Source organism: Enterococcus sp. CWB-B31, assembly GCF_020567645.1.
Lineage (GTDB): Bacteria > Bacillota > Bacilli > Lactobacillales > Enterococcaceae > Enterococcus_L.
In genome coordinates, this window is the sequence record NZ_JAJDJW010000009.1 from 12622 (window position 1) to 29547 (window position 16926).

16 protein-coding genes are annotated in these 16926 nt (G+C 38.5%); 2 read left to right on the plus strand and 14 right to left on the minus strand.

Going from position 1 to position 16926, the window contains the following annotated elements:
- Positions 1-84: 84 nt before the first annotated feature.
- Complete coding sequence (locus LI954_RS09515) at positions 85-705, minus strand: helix-hairpin-helix domain-containing protein (RefSeq protein ID WP_202067453.1); 621 nt, start codon at positions 703-705, stop codon at positions 85-87.
- A 95-nt stretch (positions 706-800) separates the two neighbouring features.
- Here LI954_RS09515 and LI954_RS09520 point away from each other — a divergent pair, with 95 nt between their 5' ends.
- Entirely contained in the window at positions 801-1346 is a 546-nt protein-coding gene (locus tag LI954_RS09520) for a sigma-70 family RNA polymerase sigma factor (protein WP_229441061.1), read from the plus strand.
- The gene (locus LI954_RS09525) at positions 1330-2112 is read left to right on the plus strand and encodes a hypothetical protein (RefSeq protein ID WP_229441062.1); all 783 of its coding nucleotides are present in this window, start codon (positions 1330-1332) and stop codon (positions 2110-2112) included. Before LI954_RS09520 ends, LI954_RS09525 begins: the two co-directional genes overlap by 17 nt.
- A 142-nt stretch (positions 2113-2254) precedes the next feature.
- Here the strand turns inward: LI954_RS09525 and LI954_RS09530 are convergent, their stop codons facing one another.
- From LI954_RS09530 to trpX, 13 genes are all read right to left on the minus strand, one after another.
- Positions 2255-3301, minus strand: coding sequence for a SepM family pheromone-processing serine protease (locus LI954_RS09530; protein ID WP_229441274.1), 1047 nt, complete (start codon positions 3299-3301; stop codon positions 2255-2257).
- Positions 3291-3785, minus strand: a complete 495-nt coding sequence (coaD, locus tag LI954_RS09535; RefSeq protein ID WP_202067449.1) for a pantetheine-phosphate adenylyltransferase — start codon at positions 3783-3785, stop codon at positions 3291-3293. The genes LI954_RS09530 and coaD overlap by 11 nt, the downstream gene beginning before the upstream one ends.
- A complete protein-coding gene (gene rsmD, locus LI954_RS09540; RefSeq protein ID WP_267491466.1) occupies positions 3778-4398 on the minus strand; it encodes a 16S rRNA (guanine(966)-N(2))-methyltransferase RsmD in 621 nt (206 codons plus the stop codon). Before rsmD ends, coaD begins: the two co-directional genes overlap by 8 nt.
- A gap of 101 nt (positions 4399-4499) precedes the next feature.
- Positions 4500-4856 carry a YlbG family protein gene (locus LI954_RS09545; RefSeq protein ID WP_202067447.1) on the minus strand — a complete coding sequence of 119 codons (357 nt, stop codon included), beginning with the start codon at positions 4854-4856 and terminating at the stop codon, positions 4500-4502.
- The gene (locus tag LI954_RS09550) at positions 4846-5277 is read right to left on the minus strand and encodes a YlbF family regulator (RefSeq protein WP_202067446.1); all 432 of its coding nucleotides are present in this window, start codon (positions 5275-5277) and stop codon (positions 4846-4848) included. Before LI954_RS09550 ends, LI954_RS09545 begins: the two co-directional genes overlap by 11 nt.
- Before the next feature lies 1 nt (position 5278).
- Positions 5279-6409 (minus strand): CAP-associated domain-containing protein, encoded by a 1131-nt coding sequence (locus LI954_RS09555; protein WP_229444346.1) that lies wholly within the window; start codon positions 6407-6409, stop codon positions 5279-5281.
- Between the two features lie 20 nt (positions 6410-6429).
- Complete coding sequence (locus tag LI954_RS09560) at positions 6430-9858, minus strand: pyruvate carboxylase (protein WP_229441065.1); 3429 nt, start codon at positions 9856-9858, stop codon at positions 6430-6432.
- 40 nt (positions 9859-9898) lie between these two features.
- A complete protein-coding gene (locus tag LI954_RS09565; protein ID WP_202067443.1) occupies positions 9899-11095 on the minus strand; it encodes an FtsW/RodA/SpoVE family cell cycle protein in 1197 nt (398 codons plus the stop codon).
- A 3-nt stretch (positions 11096-11098) separates the two neighbouring features.
- Positions 11099-11401 carry a YlaN family protein gene (locus tag LI954_RS09570; protein ID WP_202067442.1) on the minus strand — a complete coding sequence of 101 codons (303 nt, stop codon included), beginning with the start codon at positions 11399-11401 and terminating at the stop codon, positions 11099-11101.
- 313 nt (positions 11402-11714) lie between these two features.
- On the minus strand, positions 11715-13514 hold the full coding sequence (gene recQ, locus LI954_RS09575; protein WP_229444347.1) for a DNA helicase RecQ: 1800 nt from the start codon (positions 13512-13514) through the stop codon (positions 11715-11717).
- Between the two features lie 335 nt (positions 13515-13849).
- The gene (locus LI954_RS09580) at positions 13850-14635 is read right to left on the minus strand and encodes an ABC transporter ATP-binding protein (protein ID WP_229444348.1); all 786 of its coding nucleotides are present in this window, start codon (positions 14633-14635) and stop codon (positions 13850-13852) included.
- Positions 14632-15519: an ABC transporter permease gene (locus tag LI954_RS09585; protein ID WP_202067439.1), complete on the minus strand. Its 888-nt coding sequence runs from the start codon at positions 15517-15519 to the stop codon at positions 14632-14634. The genes LI954_RS09580 and LI954_RS09585 overlap by 4 nt, the downstream gene beginning before the upstream one ends.
- A gap of 73 nt (positions 15520-15592) precedes the next feature.
- A complete protein-coding gene (gene trpX / locus LI954_RS09590; protein WP_202067438.1) occupies positions 15593-16585 on the minus strand; it encodes a tryptophan ABC transporter substrate-binding protein in 993 nt (330 codons plus the stop codon).
- Positions 16586-16926 lie beyond the last annotated feature (341 nt).

The following is a 16926-nucleotide window of genomic DNA, read 5'->3' on the forward strand; positions in this document are numbered from 1 at the left end:
AATCTTCTTTTGCTGAAACTTAAGCTATACAAATAGTACGTGAATTAGAAATTGCCGTCAATAGGATTTACAAAATAATTCGTATTAAGAGACAAAAATAGAGTCTCTTAACTTCTCAAATGTTTTCTCTCCGATTCCAGAAATATCAGACAATTCCTCAATAGAGCTGAATCTGCCATTCTCTTCTCTGTACTTAATGATCTCCTGTGCTTTTTTCTCCCCAATACCCGATAGAGTCATTAAAGCTTGTTCATCTGCAGTGTTTAAATCAATCTTACCACTTTGTGAATTATTGGTTTTATTGACTTCGTCTACAGCACTTATAATTTCCTCTCCTTCCTCAGGAACATAGATGACCATTTGATCTTCCAGCCGTTGAGATAAATTGATCTGCTTTTCATCAGCTGATTCAGTCAGCCCTCCAGCCATTTCCAAAACGTCCCATACTCTCATTTCTGAACTAACTTCATAAATCCCTGGAACTGCAACTGCTCCCTTTACGTCCACATACACCTGCTCCTCTTCAAATGAGCTTTCCTGTACAGCTGCTTCAGAAGTTGAAGTAGCTGCGTACCACTCTTCCTGCGGTTGCTCACTGAGGATGGGTTTTAGGAAGATTAAGCGATAGACACAGAAAATGATACAGCAGAAAATCACAGCTCCCCCACCCAGCCAATAACGATAAGTAACGATTTTTTCCTTCATAATCCTCCCTCCTAAAAAATAATACGCATTTTTTAGCTTTTGTTGATAAAAAAATAGTTTGTCGATCGTATAATAGGATGAAAGGAGGGCCAGATATGGATGCAAAAATTGTAGAATTAATGAAGATGAAGGACTTCAGGGGGTTGGAATTGCTGATTAACTCTTATGGAGAAGAAATTATCAAGACAATTAATGCGGTATTAAATCGTACTGAAGAGCACAATTACCATAAAGAAGCAGAAAATGAAGTTTTCTACAAAATTTGGAGATCAATAGATCAGTTTGATGTATCGAAAAGCAGTCTGAAAACCTGGTCTCTGACAATCACCCGTAATAGCTGCATTGATAAAAAAAGAACTATTATCCGTAAGCAAAAACTTGTACCTCTTGAACAAGCAGCAGAATCTAAAATATATGATCAATACTTTGAAAAAGAAGAGTTTCTGGATTTGATTTGCAGTCTGAGCAGCGAAGATCAGCTGATTTTTCTTAAATATTATTACTATCAGGAAACTCCGCAAATGATTGCAGAGGAACTGCAATTGCCGATCACACAAATTTACAATCACCTATCCAGAGGTCGAAAAAAACTCAAAAAAAATTTACAGGAAGGAGTAATAAATCATGGCGAATACTTTTAGAAAAAGTGTCCGGAAACTGAATCAGGAACAGATGAATCAAGACGCATCTGCACTCTTTTCCAGCGAGCAGAAAAATGCACTTTTCAAACAGACTAAGATGTATATTTTCCTGCAGGAGCTGCTTGAGTCAGTCAAAGGTGAACTTGAGGCAGAGGAAGAAATCCAATCCTACTTTCCTCTGACAACTGATGGCCCCAATCTCAGCTTTATGAATGTTGGTTATTTGGGCATTTATCATCCAAAAACAGAAAAAGGTCGTAAATATATCAAAGATTTTCATGATTTGAGAGGAAACAGATTATTAATCTTTACTGATCAGAGGATTATCTTTTTGACAATCATTGAATATATTGATCAGGGGTTATTTTACAGCTACCCATATGAAGCGATCAGCGTGATTACCGTGAAAAAAATGAAGAGCAGTTATTGGGAGCGGGAAGGTGGTTTTCGATTTATCAGGAAAAAATTAATTAGTTATTACTTCGACTTTGAATGTGAAAACAGTATTTTTTCGGAGTTGATCGATGAAGCAGATGCCCAGCTTTTCTTAGAACAAATATCAGAAATTGATAAGATGAAAAATATTTCAATTAGAGAATCCGTCTACAGAAAAAGAAAATTTGATTTCCTGATTAATAATTTTCAAATGGGTTTGCGAATTGGTATTTTCTTATCCTACTCAATGATTGTTCTCTTTATACTTTTCTTTTTGCTGGGAGTTGTGTTTCATATTGGTCCGTGGGCCGACTTGATACCAAAATACTAACGCTAAAAATACACCTGTATGCCATACCTCAAACGGCTCACAGGTGTATTTTTTTATGAAAGGTTCGTCTAATTGTACTTGTAAATTGGGAAAAATCTACATCCACTATGTGAACACGATGTTCAGTCAATAACTATTATTACTATTTTTCTTCCAGCTCATTTAGGTAATCCAAGGCATCCTGAACGGTTTTTACAGGAACAATTTTCATATCTGTTCCAATTTTTTCGGCTGCAGCAAGTGCTTCTTCGTAGTTGGTTTTGGTCTCTGGGTACTCTTCTTTTAATTCGTCAGATATTTCATCATCTGGAGCGAAAAAGATTTCTGCCCCGTTTTCACTGGCAGTTACCACTTTCTTATCGATTCCTCCAATTCTTCCAACTGTTCCTTCAGAATTAATCGTACCTGTGCCGGCAATTTCATGACCTTTCCGAATTTCTTTTCCTGTAAGCAATTCGTATGTCTGCAACGTAAACATCAGCCCGGCTGAGGGCCCTCCGATGCTGCCTGCATCAATTCTCACATCCACATCTGTCTCAATCTCTGTATGATCCGTCAGTCCAATACCAATCCCCGGATTTTTTGTGGAAAGCTCCATTAATCTGCCAGATGCTTCCTTTTCTTCCCCATCATGTAAAAACGTTACTGTTACTTTTTGACCCACTTCCTGGCTTTTTACATACTCTATCAGCTCTTCGCTGTTCTCAAATATTTTTCCGTCAACTCCTGTTACTGTGTCACCAACTTCAATTTTATTCTTAAAATCTGATTCTTCATCGATCGTCAAAACGTAGACACCTTTATACTCCATCCGATAATCAATTCCTGCGAGCCTCAACGCCTGTTCAATTGCAGCATTTTGAGAAGAATCCATGTAGTATTGTTGAATTTGTTCGTATTCCTTACTTGTGCTGCTGCCCATCAGCTCCTCTTTGCTTAGCAGCTCATTGAAATCCGTAAAATGGGCTACTATAGCTGATACAGCAGTTGCTCTTCTCACACTCACAGTTGTCAGATAAAAGCCTCCGGCTCCTTCATCTTTCTTTCCATCCACTGTTACAAAGTCCTTCAGATTTTCTGTCGAGCCAGGCCCTTCAATATAATAAGGAATTCTCACAACAAACAATAGAATGAATACAAGAATCAAAAAAAAGGGAATAAAAGAAAATTTTTTCTTATTATTTATCATCAATCATCGCTCTCTTCTCCAACATATCATTTACTGCATTTGGCAAAAATTCTGAAACATCTCCACCAAATACTGCTATTTCTTTCAACACACTTGAACTGACATGCGCATATTTTTCATCTGCCAGCAAGAAGACAGTATCTATCTTCGGCTCTAAATGCCGATTCATCAAAGCAATGTTTTTTTCATATTCATAGTCCTGAATATTCCGGATTCCTCTGATTAAAAATCCAGCACCTAGTGCACATGCAGTTTCTACTGTAAGTTTCTTTTCCTGATGAATAACACGAATATTACTCAAATGTTCGGTTGCTTTCACAATCATTTCTTCTTTTTCTATCGCATTGAACCAGGAATTCTTTCCGGTATTTGTAAAAATACCAATAATTACCTCATCAAAAATCTGTGCTGCGCGCTCAACAGTATTTAGGTGCCCCTTAGTAAAAGGGTCAAAGCTTCCTGGAAAAAGAGCTGTTTTAGTCATCAGCAGAGTCCTTTCTATAAATCGATATTTTAGATATCCCATAAACAGATTCCTTTGCTTTATATAAAGAATCGATTGTTTCAGGCAACTCAACCTCTTTATCTGTTTCACAAACCACAACACAATGATCATTTAACAGATGGGTTAAAAGCATTTTTTTGAGCTGTTCTTCAATTTTTTGTTGCGCATACGGCGGATCAAGAAGAATCACATCAAAATGCCAGCCTTCACCTGATAAATAGTCCAATGCTTTGTCCGCATCCATTTTTTTTACAGTGAACTTTTCATCTTCTTTTGTCACAGCAATATTTTCCTGAATCACTTTAAATGCCGAAAAATTTTTCTCGATACATACTGCTTTTGCTGCACCTCTGGAAACAGCTTCAATTGCAAGGCTTCCACTGCCGGAATATAAATCCAGCACATATTCTCCATCAAAATAAGGACCAATCATATTAAAAATGGATTCTTTTACTTTATCTGTTGTAGGTCGTGTGCTATCACCAGTTAATGCTTTTAAACGACGACCTCTATATTCACCTGCAACTACTCGCATCTTCTCGCTCCTGTTCTTTTTATAGCTAACTGAATTCACTCGTTTTGCCGCAGTCATCAAACAAAACAGTAACAGTCATCAGCTTTATTCTAGCTTTTCTTCATGGAAAAAAGATGAAAAATGTTTGAAGTTCCTACACATTTTTCATCTCTTCAAATTTATACATTTTCAGCTAAGCGAATCTGAGTATTGATTTCTTCAACTTCAAAACCTTCTTCTTCAACATATTGATAAGCCGCCTTTGTCCCGATTTTTTCTGCAAAATTCATTTCAACATCCGGTCGATAAGAACGTTCCACCTTGCGAACAAAATGCAGTCCGTTAATTTTTGCTTCTGCTGACTCAATTTCTTCTTCATTCATATAAAGAACAATATATTTCATCCTTCTGGAAACATACTGTATAAGTCCATATCTCTTCAGTGTTTTCAACTGCTTCAAAGAATAAACCCAAATAATGATTGATCTGCGCTTTTGCAGAGTCAATTCTTTTTCCTCATTTACATTAACTTGCATGACAGCTTCCTCCGCATCCATGCTGAGTTCCTTTGGTAAAGAACGGGTTCCCAGCATCCACTTTAATATCATCAGAAATTGTTTTTGCGATTGCAGAACTGATCGTATCTAAAATATCCTGAATATCTGTTTCTGAAATTCTGAATTCAGAAACCTCTTCACACATATCCAGCTGTCTTTTCGCCTGACGAAGTGCTCTTTGCTTCGTTTTAAAATCAGGGGCATGCGAGCCATAGCTTTCTATACGCTCAAACGCTGTTTTTGAAGACAAAAATTCAGACAGCCTCTCCTGCACCGTTTCTGACTGATTCATTTTTCTTTTATTTTCTTTATATTGTTTAAGTTTGCTGCTGCTCAAAACAGTTTGAACCAGCAGCTCTGTTTGATCCTCTATGTTAAAAAGTGATTCATTCACTATCATCTTATCTGCTATCCTCTGTTTCTTCTGTATTATTTTGTGTATTCTCTAATAAGACTAACACATCTTCTTTAGAAAAAGCAACGCCAATGTTCTGAGCATTCTCCTGTGAAAAGCGTGCATAATAGGCACCATCTGAAAACCAAAAAAGAGCAGCAAAGGAAGGATCATAGACAGGGGTCATATAAATCCCATCCGGCTTTCGCAAAGGCAGATTACTTTTATCCGCCATTTTTTCAAATTCTGTATTTGAAAATATAAAAGCAGAAGCAATTTCGCCAAGGCTTTCATTTTTGACTTGTGATAGAGATTCCAACCGTTCGACAGAAAGGAATTCTGAAGCATTCTCTTCGTAAAACCGATATAACTCAACTGCATTCTTCATTGTCTCAGAATTTATTGCGTAGGGTTCCAGACCATCATTAATTCTTAATAAATTGATCATTCGAATGATTGTTTTCTGCTTCTCCGCTGCTATCTCAGCTTCAGTTTCTTCAATAGTAATTGGCAGCGCCTGTCCCGTTGTCAGCTGATAAGGCATTACTGTCAACAGATACTCTTTTGAAACATATGTAATCCCAGAAATACTCTCTTTTCCATGCGTAAAAAATAAAACAGCAAAGCTTTGATTGTCAAAGGCTATCAGCGGTCGATAGTTCATATCTTCTTCCGTAAGCTCTATCGAATACTCTTCTGCTTCATAATCAATGGAGAAATTTGAAAATATGGTGGTTAATTCTGAAATATCAGACAAGGTCATCTCAAAATTAAACGGGGCAGTTCTGTCTGTAGTATTAAACACCTTAACAGACTGAATAATATCATTATTTACGCTAACTTCCATATATTCTGAATCTTCCTCACCAAATATTAACAAATCATAACCTAAGCCTGTGGAATATCTGGTAAGCGGCTCGCCGAATTCCTGCGTAAACGTGCTGATTTTTTTTCCTATGTATAAGGCATACCCCGAAGCTTCAAGCTCTTCGTGGGGCAATGCCGTATGAGAGACAACCTGTCCCCCGTTATTACTTATATCGATTTCGACTTTTTCAGGAGGAAAAAATACAGGTTCAAGATAGCCAATAATCAATACCGTTGAAAGTACTGCAAGAAAAGCCAAAACTCTTTTCATTTTTTCCTCCCTCAATGCCTTTATTTTTCCTCTAATTCCAATAATAGATCGCCTGAGCTGATTGCTTCGCCCTCTGACACATAAATATGATCTACCATTCCATCAAAATGAGCTTCCAGACTAGTTTCCATTTTCATTGCTTCTGTGATAATTAAAGGGTCGCCTTTTTTAACTTTGTCACCTTTCTTAACAAGGAGCTGCAGAACTGATCCGGACATAGTAGCCCCTATCTGCCCCTTATTTGTCGGCTCAGCTTTTCGCTTCGTTTGAACACTGGATTTGATTGAGTGATCCTTGATCTCTATTTCACGTCGCTGACCATTCAGATTAAAGAATAATGTTCGATTTCCTTCCACATCCGGTTCACCGATTTCGTCTAAGCGAACAATTAACGTCTTTCCTCTTTCAATCTGGACTTCAACCGTTTCACCCAATCGAATTCCCTGGAAGAATGTCGGTGTATCAAGTAGAGTAACATCGCCATAATTTTGATAAGAGGTCCGATAATCAAGAAAGACCTGAGGATACATCAAGTAGCTTAATACTTCTTCCATTTTCGGCTCATATCCGATTTTCTCAGCAAGCTCTTTACTTATCGCTGCAAAATCTACAGGCTCAGCCAAATCTCCCGGACGATCAGTAAAGGCCGGACGTCCCTTAAGAATAATACGTTGCAGCTCTTTAGGAAATCCGCCAGTCGGCTGCCCAAGATCTCCCTGGAAAAATGTTACTACAGACTCAGGGAAGCTCAATTGATTGCCGCACTCAAAAACTGCTTCTTCTGTTAAATCATTCTGCACCATGAACAATGCCATATCCCCAACAACTTTCGAAGACGGGGTTACTTTCACAATATCACCAAACATTAAATTAACTGTCTGGTACATTTTTTTTATATCATCCCATTTGTCACCTAAACCGACTGCTTTTGCCTGCTGTTGCAAATTGGAATACTGACCGCCAGGCATTTCATGCATATAAACTTCTGTCTGAGGCGCATTCAAGCCATTTTCAAACGGAATATAATACATACGAACATCTTCCCAGTAGTGATTGATTTTCTGAGCATTGTCAACATTGATATCCGGAGTACGTTCTCCATTTACCAGCGCATAATACAAACTAGTCATACTAGGCTGGCTTGTTGCTCCGCTCATTGCACTCGCCGCAACATCTACAATATCCACTCCGGCTTTTGTTGCTGCAGAATATGTGATAATACCATTTCCGCTTGTATCATGAGTATGGAGATGAATAGGCAGGTCAACAGTATCCTTCAGCTCGCTGATTAAGCGATAGGCAGCCTGTGGTTTGAGCAGACCTGCCATATCCTTAATGGCTATGATGTGGCTGCCCAGCTGTTCAAGCTCTTTGGCCATATCCTTATAATATTGAATAGTATATTTATTTCTGGATGGATCATTGATATCTCCAGTATAACAAATTGCCGCTTCTGCAATTTTTCCTGAATCGCGAACAGCCTGAATACTCTTTTCCATTTGAGGAATCCAGTTTAAGCTGTCAAAAATACGGAAAACATCTACTCCCTGCTTGGCTGACTCTTTAATAAATTCTCTGATGACATTATCTGGATAATTTTGATAACCGACTGCATTTGACCCTCTAAACAGCATTTGGAACAATGTGTTCGGCATCAGCTTTCTCAGTTTTCTCAATCGCTGCCATGGATCTTCATTTAAGAATCGGTAAGCTACATCAAATGTAGCCCCGCCCCACATTTCAGTTGAAAAAAGTTCAGGCAAACCTTCTGAAGTTGCCTGGGCAATTTCCTTGAAATCTTGTGTGCGAACTCGTGTAGCTAAAAGGCTTTGATGCGCATCTCTGAATGTTGTATCCGTCAGTAAAACATTTTCCTGTTGTTTTACCCATTCAACAACTCCTTCTGCTCCCTTCTCATCAAGCACATTCTTTGCAGTAATGAAATCTTTCTTAAGAACCAGATTTTCAGGCAATCTAGGTTGACCAAAATAACGCTTTTCTAATTTTTCAATCCCCGGAAAACCATTTACAGTTACTTCACCGATAAATTTCATTGTTTTGTTTCCACGGTCGCGTACACGAGGAAATTCAAATAATTCAGGTGTATTGTCAATAAAAGTTGTATGTGCCTCACCTGATCGGAATAATGGGTGACTTACTACATTTTGCAGAAACGGAATATTCGTCTTTACACCACGAACACGAAATTCTTTCAGACAACGCTGCATTTTCTGCACAGACTTTTCAAAGGTAATACCATGCGTACAGACTTTAACTAATAGTGAGTCAAAATAAGGAGTTACCGCATAACCTGAATAGGCATTTCCAACATCCAAACGAACTCCAAAACCACCTGGAGAACGATACGTATCAATTTTTCCAGTATCCGGCATGAAATTGTTCAGCGGATCTTCTGTCGTAATTCTGCACTGAATAGCAGCACCATTCAAGCGCAACTCTTCTTGTTTAGGAATGCCAATTTCTTTATGAAGCTCCAGCCCCTGAGCAATAAGAAGCTGCGAAACTACGATATCGATATCTGTAACCATTTCCGTAATCGTATGCTCAACCTGTACACGCGGATTTACTTCAATAAAATAAAAGCGGTCGCCTTCAACCAAAAACTCAACAGTTCCGGCATTCACATAACCGACATGACTCATCAGCTGAACAGCGGCATTACAAATTTCTTCCCGCAATGCTTCATCCATTGAAACACATGGAGCAACTTCTACAACTTTTTGATGACGTCTTTGCACAGAGCAGTCACGTTCAAACAAATGAATAACATTCCCATGACAATCTCCTAATATCTGAACCTCAATATGCTTTGGATTTGAAATATATCGTTCTACATATACTTCATCCGAACCAAAGGCTGCTTTGGCCTCGCTTTTTGCACGCTCATAACCTTCACGTGCATCTTTTTCATTATAAGCTACCCGCATCCCACGACCGCCGCCGCCCAATGCAGCTTTGATCATGACAGGAAATCCATGTGTATTTCCAAACTCAAGTACTTCGTCAATTGTATCAACTGGACCGTCCGATCCTGGAATTGACGCAATACCAGCAGCTACAGCCGCTTCTTTAGCTTTAATTTTGTCACCAAAGATATCTAAATGATGGATATTGGGTCCGATAAATGTAATTCCTTCTTCTTCACAGCGCTTCGCAAATTCAAGGTTTTCAGAAAGAAAACCATATCCCGGGTGAATTGCATCAGCTCCTGCATTTTTAGCAATCTTTAAAATTCCTTCGATATCCAGATATGCTTCAATCGGTTTTTTCCCGCGTCCTACCAAGTACGCTTCATCCGCTTTAAACCGATGGACTGAATATTCATCTTCTTCCGCATAGACAGCAACTGTCTGGATATTTAATTCAGTACATGCCCGAAAAATACGAACAGCGATTTCACCGCGGTTTGCTACTAAAACTTTCTTCATTTTCCCACTCCTACCTTCATTTATAGTTGCTCTCAAATCGTTATATATCAGATTCAGCCACCTGGTAATCATCGATCAGTTTCTGCCGCTTTTCATCCGCACTGATGTTCAGTACAAATCCAACAGCTGCCGAGACGACCAAAAGGCTGTTTCCTCCATGACTTAAAAATGGGAAAGTTATCCCGGTTAAAGGAATGATTCCTGTAATTCCGCCTAAGTTGACAAACACTTGAATCATCAGCATTGCGCCAATTCCGATACAGAAGAGTGAATTAAACGGTTTTTTCGAACGAACCCCGACCAAAATAATCCGACTAATCAAAAAGAACAAAACTAAAAGAATCAAAATTGAAACAATCAGTCCCAGCTCCTCAATCGTAATCGAAAAAATAAAATCCGAGTGTGCTTCAGGCAAAAAACCTTTTTTCTGAATGCTATTTCCCAGACCTCGACCAAACCAGCCGCCATTACTCATTGCATAATAGGAATTAATCAACTGATGTCCAGTTTCTCTTTCGTCAATAAAAGGATTCAAAAAAACTTCAAAACGTTTGTATACATATTGAAACTGGGCTGGAATAAAACTTCCTTTTGTCAGTAAAAGAGCTTCAATAAAAGCAATACTTCCCAAAATCCCTGCTCCGGCGATTACATATGTATACATGTAATTGATTCCGCTCGCCAACAAAATAGTAATGGCTACCAGAGTCAACACTGCTGCATTTCCTAAATCGGGTTGAATAATAACCAAAAAAATAAGAGCAGCAACTAAAAGCATGGGTCTGAAAACTGCTTTTTTAAATTCTTTATCAATATATTTTTGGCGTCTGGCCAATATATATGCCAGATACCAGATAATCATAATTTTTAAATACTCCGCAGGCTGCATGGAAAATCCGGCAATAACAAGCCAACCCTTGGCACCATTGATTGTCTGCCCCAAATCTGTGAAGCGGACCGCCAGAAGTAATGCTGAAATCACTGCAATAGCAAACATGATAAACCCTTTATTCTGATAAACAGTTGTCTTCATCTTGTAAATAAAAAACATCGCCACCAGACTCAAAATCCAAAACTGAACCTGATTTATCACCATTGCAGTTAAAGGTTTTCCCTCTGTAAGCTGTTTTGCCGAAGTTGTACTGTAAACCATGATCAAGCCCACACAGCTCAAAATTAAGTAAGGAATCAAAATACTATAATCCAGCAGATGTCTTTTCTTTACTTTCTTTGGCAAAGTTTAAACCTCCTTGCCACTCTCATTTTTATCTTGTGTCACTTCATACACTTCAGTATATAATCGATTCAGTTCTTTTTCCAAATCACTAAGCATCTGGTGACCTTCTTGAGAACTAATAATACCCAGTCGAACAGCATAGGTCATTTGTCTTGAAAAGCCGTACATTTGCGTGTCAACAACCTCTTCAAATGCCTTACATTGAGAAATACAAAGGCTGTTATTTTGATTGCGAATCAGCATCATAATTCTGTCAGCATCCTCTTTCAGCAGTTCCATCGCAAATTCTTTTGTGATAGGTTTCATCTGCAGTCAACCTCCTAATCTTAATTATGTAATTATAGCATATTTCCTTGCATTATTAATAGAAATTTTCTGAAAAACAACAGTCTATACTCTTTTTTAACTTTCCGGCAGCAGACTTGTCTGTATTGACCTCTAGCTGAAACTTCACCAGCTGCGAAAAAATTTTAATGAAAAATCATTTGTTTTTTCGGCTGATTTCCATCAGAATATTTCAAAAAAATACCAAATACATTTATACATAGTATCAAAAAAGATAAAAATCTGCTATTTATAACCTGTTGTTTCTCAAAAAACACAAGCTTTCAAGACTAGTCTAATTTTTTGTCGATTCTGTATTGTCTGACGGCGGATAGCTGTTAATTACTTGAAGAAACTGCTCCCCATATTTCTCCAATTTATTTTGCCCAACACCTTTGACCTGTAAAAATTCAATCGAATTTTTAGGCTGCTTTTCACAGAGCTCTTTCAATGTACTATCTGAAAAAATGAGGTATGGGGGTACATTCCCTGCCTGAGCAAACTCCATCCGCAAAGACCTCAGTAATTCAAACAACTGATCATCCACTGCTTCAAGACGCCGAATCCGCTGATCTTCTTTTCTAAAGACCTTTTGTTTACCAAGCAGTACTTGAACACCTGACTGAGAGACGGATAACAGAGGGAACTGACCATCAGAAGGAGAAAGATACCGTTCAGCAGTCAAATAATCAATCAGCTGTCCTACTTCCTTTTGAGTACGATCTTTCATCAGCCCATAGGTTGACAGCCTGTCAAAGCCCCACTGATCAATCTTCTGATCCTTTGATCCCGTCAGCACTTTAGTTACCAGTCCTTTTCCAAAGCGTTCCCCCATTCTTTTTACACAGGAAAGAACCTTTTGTGCCTCGAGACTCACATCTACCAGTTCTCTATTATCCAGACAATTACTGCATCTCCCGCAATCTGTTCCTTTTTCACCAAAATATCTTAAAATAAATTTTTGCAGACAAATTTGAGCATTGCCGTATTGTGACATTTCTCTCAATTTCATGTATTCTTTTTGCTTATATTCAATAGGAGAATCTGATTGGTCGATAAAATATTGTTGTATTTGGAGGTCCTGTGGGGCATAAAATAATATAGCATCACTTGGCAAGCCATCCCGGCCGGCCCTTCCTGCTTCCTGATAGTATGATTCTATATTGCCGGGAATTTGGGCGTGAATAACGAAACGCACATTGCTTTTATTAATCCCCATACCAAAAGCATTTGTCGCCACCATTACCCGCAGTTCATCAAAAAGAAAACGTTCCTGACTTTTATTACGAAGTCCTTCATTCATTCCGCCATGATACATACCGACAGCAATATTTTTACTTTTCAGCAAATGATAAATACGTTCCACTTCTTTTCGGGTACTCGCATAAACAATCCCCGACTGATCTCCATTCAACTTCAAATATTCTAAAAGAAAGACATCCCGGTTCTGATCTTTAATCACCTGAAAAGCTAAATTTTCTCTGGCAAAACCAGTTTTAATCTGATTCTTCTCAGGGATATGCAGCTGTTGGATTATATCGTCAGCAACTTGCGGCGTTGCTGTCGCCGTTAACGCAATGATTACAGGTACCTGCTGGAACTGTTGAACAACTTCAGCCATCCGCAAATAACTCGGACGAAAATCATGTCCCCATTGCGAAATACAATGCGCTTCATCAACAGCTAAAAGATCAATCTCTACATGTGTAAGCAGCTGTTGAAACTCAAATGATTCCAATCGCTCAGGAGCTACATACAAGAGCTTGATTTTTTTATCTACAACTAACTGAATCCGCTGATTCATTTCCTGCGTTGTTAAAGTGCTGTTAATAAACGCAGCAGGAATTCCCATCAGGTTCAGAGCATCCACCTGATCCTTCATCAGTGAAATTAAAGGAGAAACAACAAGGGTTACATTTTCCATTAATAATGCCGGAAGCTGATAGCAAATTGATTTCCCGCCGCCAGTAGGCATAATTCCCAAAACATTTTCCCCATTCAATACATGATCAATAATTTCTTTTTGACCTTCCCTAAATTGATCATACCCAAATACTTCTTTCAATACTTTCTGAACTTTCTGACTGTCAGTCATATATAATTCTCCCGTCCATTCTCGCTGTTAGCTATTTTAACATGAGAAGAAGTATCGATTCAAGACGCCATTCAGCATCTGAATCAACAACAATAAAAATTCATTGCCGGACAATCTGCATAACAACAAATTTCTAAGCCAACAATGAATTTTCTGATAATTTTTCTTATTTTTGCTTTTATATTCTTAAAAAGTAAAATGCCGATCTGGAAACACTTGTACGTTTACTAAAAAACAGGCCTGAGTATTTGACACAACCTCATAATAAACCAGGAGCTGATGTACCTGTTTCATAGAGAACAAAGAATAAAGTACTATTTTTTTTGATTTAACCTCTAGTCAACTGACAGCTCTTCCGGTTCTTCTTCAAAAAACAATAGCAAATCCTGCAATTTCAAAGCAGCCTTCTCTTCTCTGTCTAAGTCTTTAACAATCCTTCCTTTTTGCATAACAATCAGTCGATTGCCATAATGCAACGCATCTTCCATTCGATGAGTAATCATCAGACAGGTAAGATTTCCATCGGTAATACGCTGATCGGTCAGCTTCATTAACTGTTTGGAAGTTTTTGGATCAAGTGCAGCAGTATGCTCATCCAAGAGCAGAAGTCGAGGCTTTGTCAGAGTGGCCATCAATAAGCTGAGTGCTTGACGCTGTCCGCCTGACAGATTTCCAGTCGGCGTATCCAAATGTTCTTCCAGTCCGTTTCCAACCTCACTGCAGATTTCAAAAAAGAGGTCCCGGCGTTCATTCAAGCGTCGGTTTTTTAATGTCCTCTTTTGACCTCTATACAATGCTAACAATAAATTTTCAGCAACAGTCATCCTTGGTGCAGTACCAAGCTTCGGATCTTGAAAGACTCGTGAAAAATAATTTGCCCGTTTTTCCTCAGAAAAAGAGGTGATTTCCTCACTTCCGCTTTTTATTTTCCCACCAGACAAGGTCAATGTTCCTGTGATACTATTAAACAATGTACTTTTCCCAGCTCCGTTACCGCCCAAAACAGTAATAAAATCTCCCTCATTAATGGTTAATGAAACATCGTTTAAAATTACTTTCTTTTCATTTATTCCATTATCAATCACTTTAGTTGCATGGCTGATTTCCAGAATTGCACTCATTTTTCTTCCCCCTTTTCTGGCAAAATACGGAGATTCAACGCTTTTCTTAATTGCGGAATCATCAGACATATCGCAAGAATTCCTGCTGAGAAAATCTTAAGATAGGTTGTATCAAATCCTAGTTTGATAACAGCCAGAATCAGCAGCTGATAAATAATACTGCCAATGACAATTGCCACAAGCCGCTCCGCAAATGTCAGTTCACCGAACAGTACTTCCCCAATGATAATAGAAGCCAAGCCAATCACAATGACTCCAATCCCTTTATTGACATCTGCATACCCATCATTTTGTGCAATCAAAGCTCCTGACAGTGCAATAATACCATTGGAAAGTGTCAGCCCGAGAATTTTCATGTTATCTGTTTTAATCCCAATTGAGCGGGCCATATCTTCATTATCTCCCGTAGCAATGTACGCCTGTCCTAGAACCGTATTAAAGAAAAACAACAGAAGTCCGATAATCAGAACCAGAACGATTGCTCCAAGAAAAACACTGTCAAAATAATTCGGCAGTTCCATGGAAGAAAAAATATCCTGAATTTTGGGTTGATTCAACAATGAAAGATTGGGTGTTTGCATCACATATAAAATCACTGAATTCAAGCCTGACATCACCAATATACCAGATAGAATGACTGGTATTTTCCCTTTAGTAAACAAGAGTCCAGTTACAAAGCCTGCACACATACCAGCTAAAATCCCCAGAAGTGTTGCAAATATCGGTGAAATTCCTTGCGTAATCGCAGTGACACAAACTGCCCCGCCCAATGGGAATGAGCCCTCCGTTGTCATATCCGGAAAATTCAATATCCTGTATGTCATAAATATTCCCAGTCCTAAAATTGCCCATAGCATTCCTTGTCCAATTGCTGAAACAATCATGTGATCCACTCCTGTTCTTCATTTTATAATACGAAAAAATCTATTTTAACCGCTCGTTTTAAATTATTCAGCTTTATTCTTCTCCTACCAGCTTCGCCTCTTTTAAGACTGCTTCCGGTATCGTCACACCAAGTTTTTTCGCCTGAACTTCATTAATGATAATGTCTCCTGTGTTAAATGTATAGATAGGCGTTGTTGCTGGATCTGACTTGCCTGAAATGATATCTGCCGCCATTTTTCCCGTTTGGACCCCAAGATCAAACTGATTAATTCCCACAGTGGCCAGTCCACCTTCAGAAACCATAGTGTCCACCGAAGGAATAATGGGCGTGTTCATTTTATTTGCCTCGTTCACAACAGTCTGCATTGCATTTGCAATGGTATTGTCTGTTGGAATATAGATAAAGTCTATCTCACTCGACATAACCTGAACTGTCTGGGCAATCTCATTACTGGACGGAACAACATACTCCTTAACCGTCAATCCAAGTCCCTGTGCTGCTTCCTTCGCTTCAGCGGCCTGATACTTTGAGTTTTCCTCTGCGGAAGAGTAAAGTATACCCACACTCTTCGCTTTAGGCAATAATGAAACTGCTAAGTCAAGTTGACTATCGACCGGCGATTTATCACTGACACCGGTGATATTTCCGCCCGGCTTTTCATTTGTTTCCACCAGTCCAGCACTTACAGGATCTGTAATCGCACCAAGTACAATTGGAATTTCGCTGGTACTGTTAGCCAATGCTTGCGCTGCTGGTGTCGCTATACCAATTAAGACCTCTGAATTTTTTTGAATTAACTGCTGACTCATTGTCGTCAGCTTACTCTGATCTGCCTGACCATTTTGAAAAATAATTTTTATGTTCTCTCCATCTACAAATCCGCTTTCTTTTAATCCCTCTTGAATCCCGTTGTAGATTTCATCTAAAGCCGGATGACTGACATACTGCAACACACCTACTACAGGAATTTCCTCAGCTTTTTCTTCACGTTTTTCTGTAAAAAAAGCAATGATTAAAAATAAAAAAACAACGCCAAGTGTTCCCATTAATTTTTTCGATTTCATACACTTTCCTCCTAAATGAATAACTTATACTTCAATGACCTCTTTAATTCTGAAGCAGTTCTAAAATCATCATCTTCATTTTTTAAACAAAAAACAGCAACCGTCTTTTTAAGAATGGTTGCTGCTCAACGCAAAAACCACATAGATGATTATCTATGTGGTTTGAATTTCAAAATAATTTGAATAAGCCAGCATAGATACAAATTTTAGAATCCATCTTCTAAAGTTGTATCTATGAAAAATCATACATACAACTTATCTACGCCAGTTTTGCCATGATTGAGCTTTGGTAATAGATAGTTGTGTCATGTTTGATTCCTCCCAAATTTTTGTTAAAGTTA

What these genes read in the sequence shown, in the direction of transcription:
- LI954_RS09520 (WP_229441061.1), top strand. Translation starts at nt 801, where the DNA reads ATGGATGCAAAAATTGTAGAATTAATGAAGATGAAGGACTTCAGGGGG.
- LI954_RS09515 (WP_202067453.1), bottom strand. Translation starts at nt 705, where the DNA reads ATGAAGGAAAAAATCGTTACTTATCGTTATTGGCTGGGTGGGGGAGCT.
- LI954_RS09525 (WP_229441062.1), top strand. Translation starts at nt 1,330, where the DNA reads ATGGCGAATACTTTTAGAAAAAGTGTCCGGAAACTGAATCAGGAACAG.
- LI954_RS09545 (WP_202067447.1), bottom strand. Translation starts at nt 4,856, where the DNA reads ATGCAAGTTAATGTAAATGAGGAAAAAGAATTGACTCTGCAAAAGCGC.
- LI954_RS09580 (WP_229444348.1), bottom strand. Translation starts at nt 14,635, where the DNA reads ATGAGTGCAATTCTGGAAATCAGCCATGCAACTAAAGTGATTGATAAT.
- LI954_RS09550 (WP_202067446.1), bottom strand. Translation starts at nt 5,277, where the DNA reads ATGATAGTGAATGAATCACTTTTTAACATAGAGGATCAAACAGAGCTG.
- LI954_RS09585 (WP_202067439.1), bottom strand. Translation starts at nt 15,519, where the DNA reads ATGATTGTTTCAGCAATTGGACAAGGAATGCTATGGGCAATTTTAGGA.
- LI954_RS09555 (WP_229444346.1), bottom strand. Translation starts at nt 6,409, where the DNA reads ATGAAAAGAGTTTTGGCTTTTCTTGCAGTACTTTCAACGGTATTGATT.
- LI954_RS09530 (WP_229441274.1), bottom strand. Translation starts at nt 3,301, where the DNA reads ATGATAAATAATAAGAAAAAATTTTCTTTTATTCCCTTTTTTTTGATT.
- LI954_RS09560 (WP_229441065.1), bottom strand. Translation starts at nt 9,858, where the DNA reads ATGAAGAAAGTTTTAGTAGCAAACCGCGGTGAAATCGCTGTTCGTATT.
- coaD (WP_202067449.1), bottom strand. Translation starts at nt 3,785, where the DNA reads ATGACTAAAACAGCTCTTTTTCCAGGAAGCTTTGACCCTTTTACTAAG.
- LI954_RS09570 (WP_202067442.1), bottom strand. Translation starts at nt 11,401, where the DNA reads ATGAAACCTATCACAAAAGAATTTGCGATGGAACTGCTGAAAGAGGAT.
- rsmD (WP_267491466.1), bottom strand. Translation starts at nt 4,398, where the DNA reads ATGACTGCGGCAAAACGAGTGAATTCAGTTAGCTATAAAAAGAACAGG.
- trpX (WP_202067438.1), bottom strand. Translation starts at nt 16,585, where the DNA reads ATGAAATCGAAAAAATTAATGGGAACACTTGGCGTTGTTTTTTTATTT.
- recQ (WP_229444347.1), bottom strand. Translation starts at nt 13,514, where the DNA reads ATGACTGACAGTCAGAAAGTTCAGAAAGTATTGAAAGAAGTATTTGGG.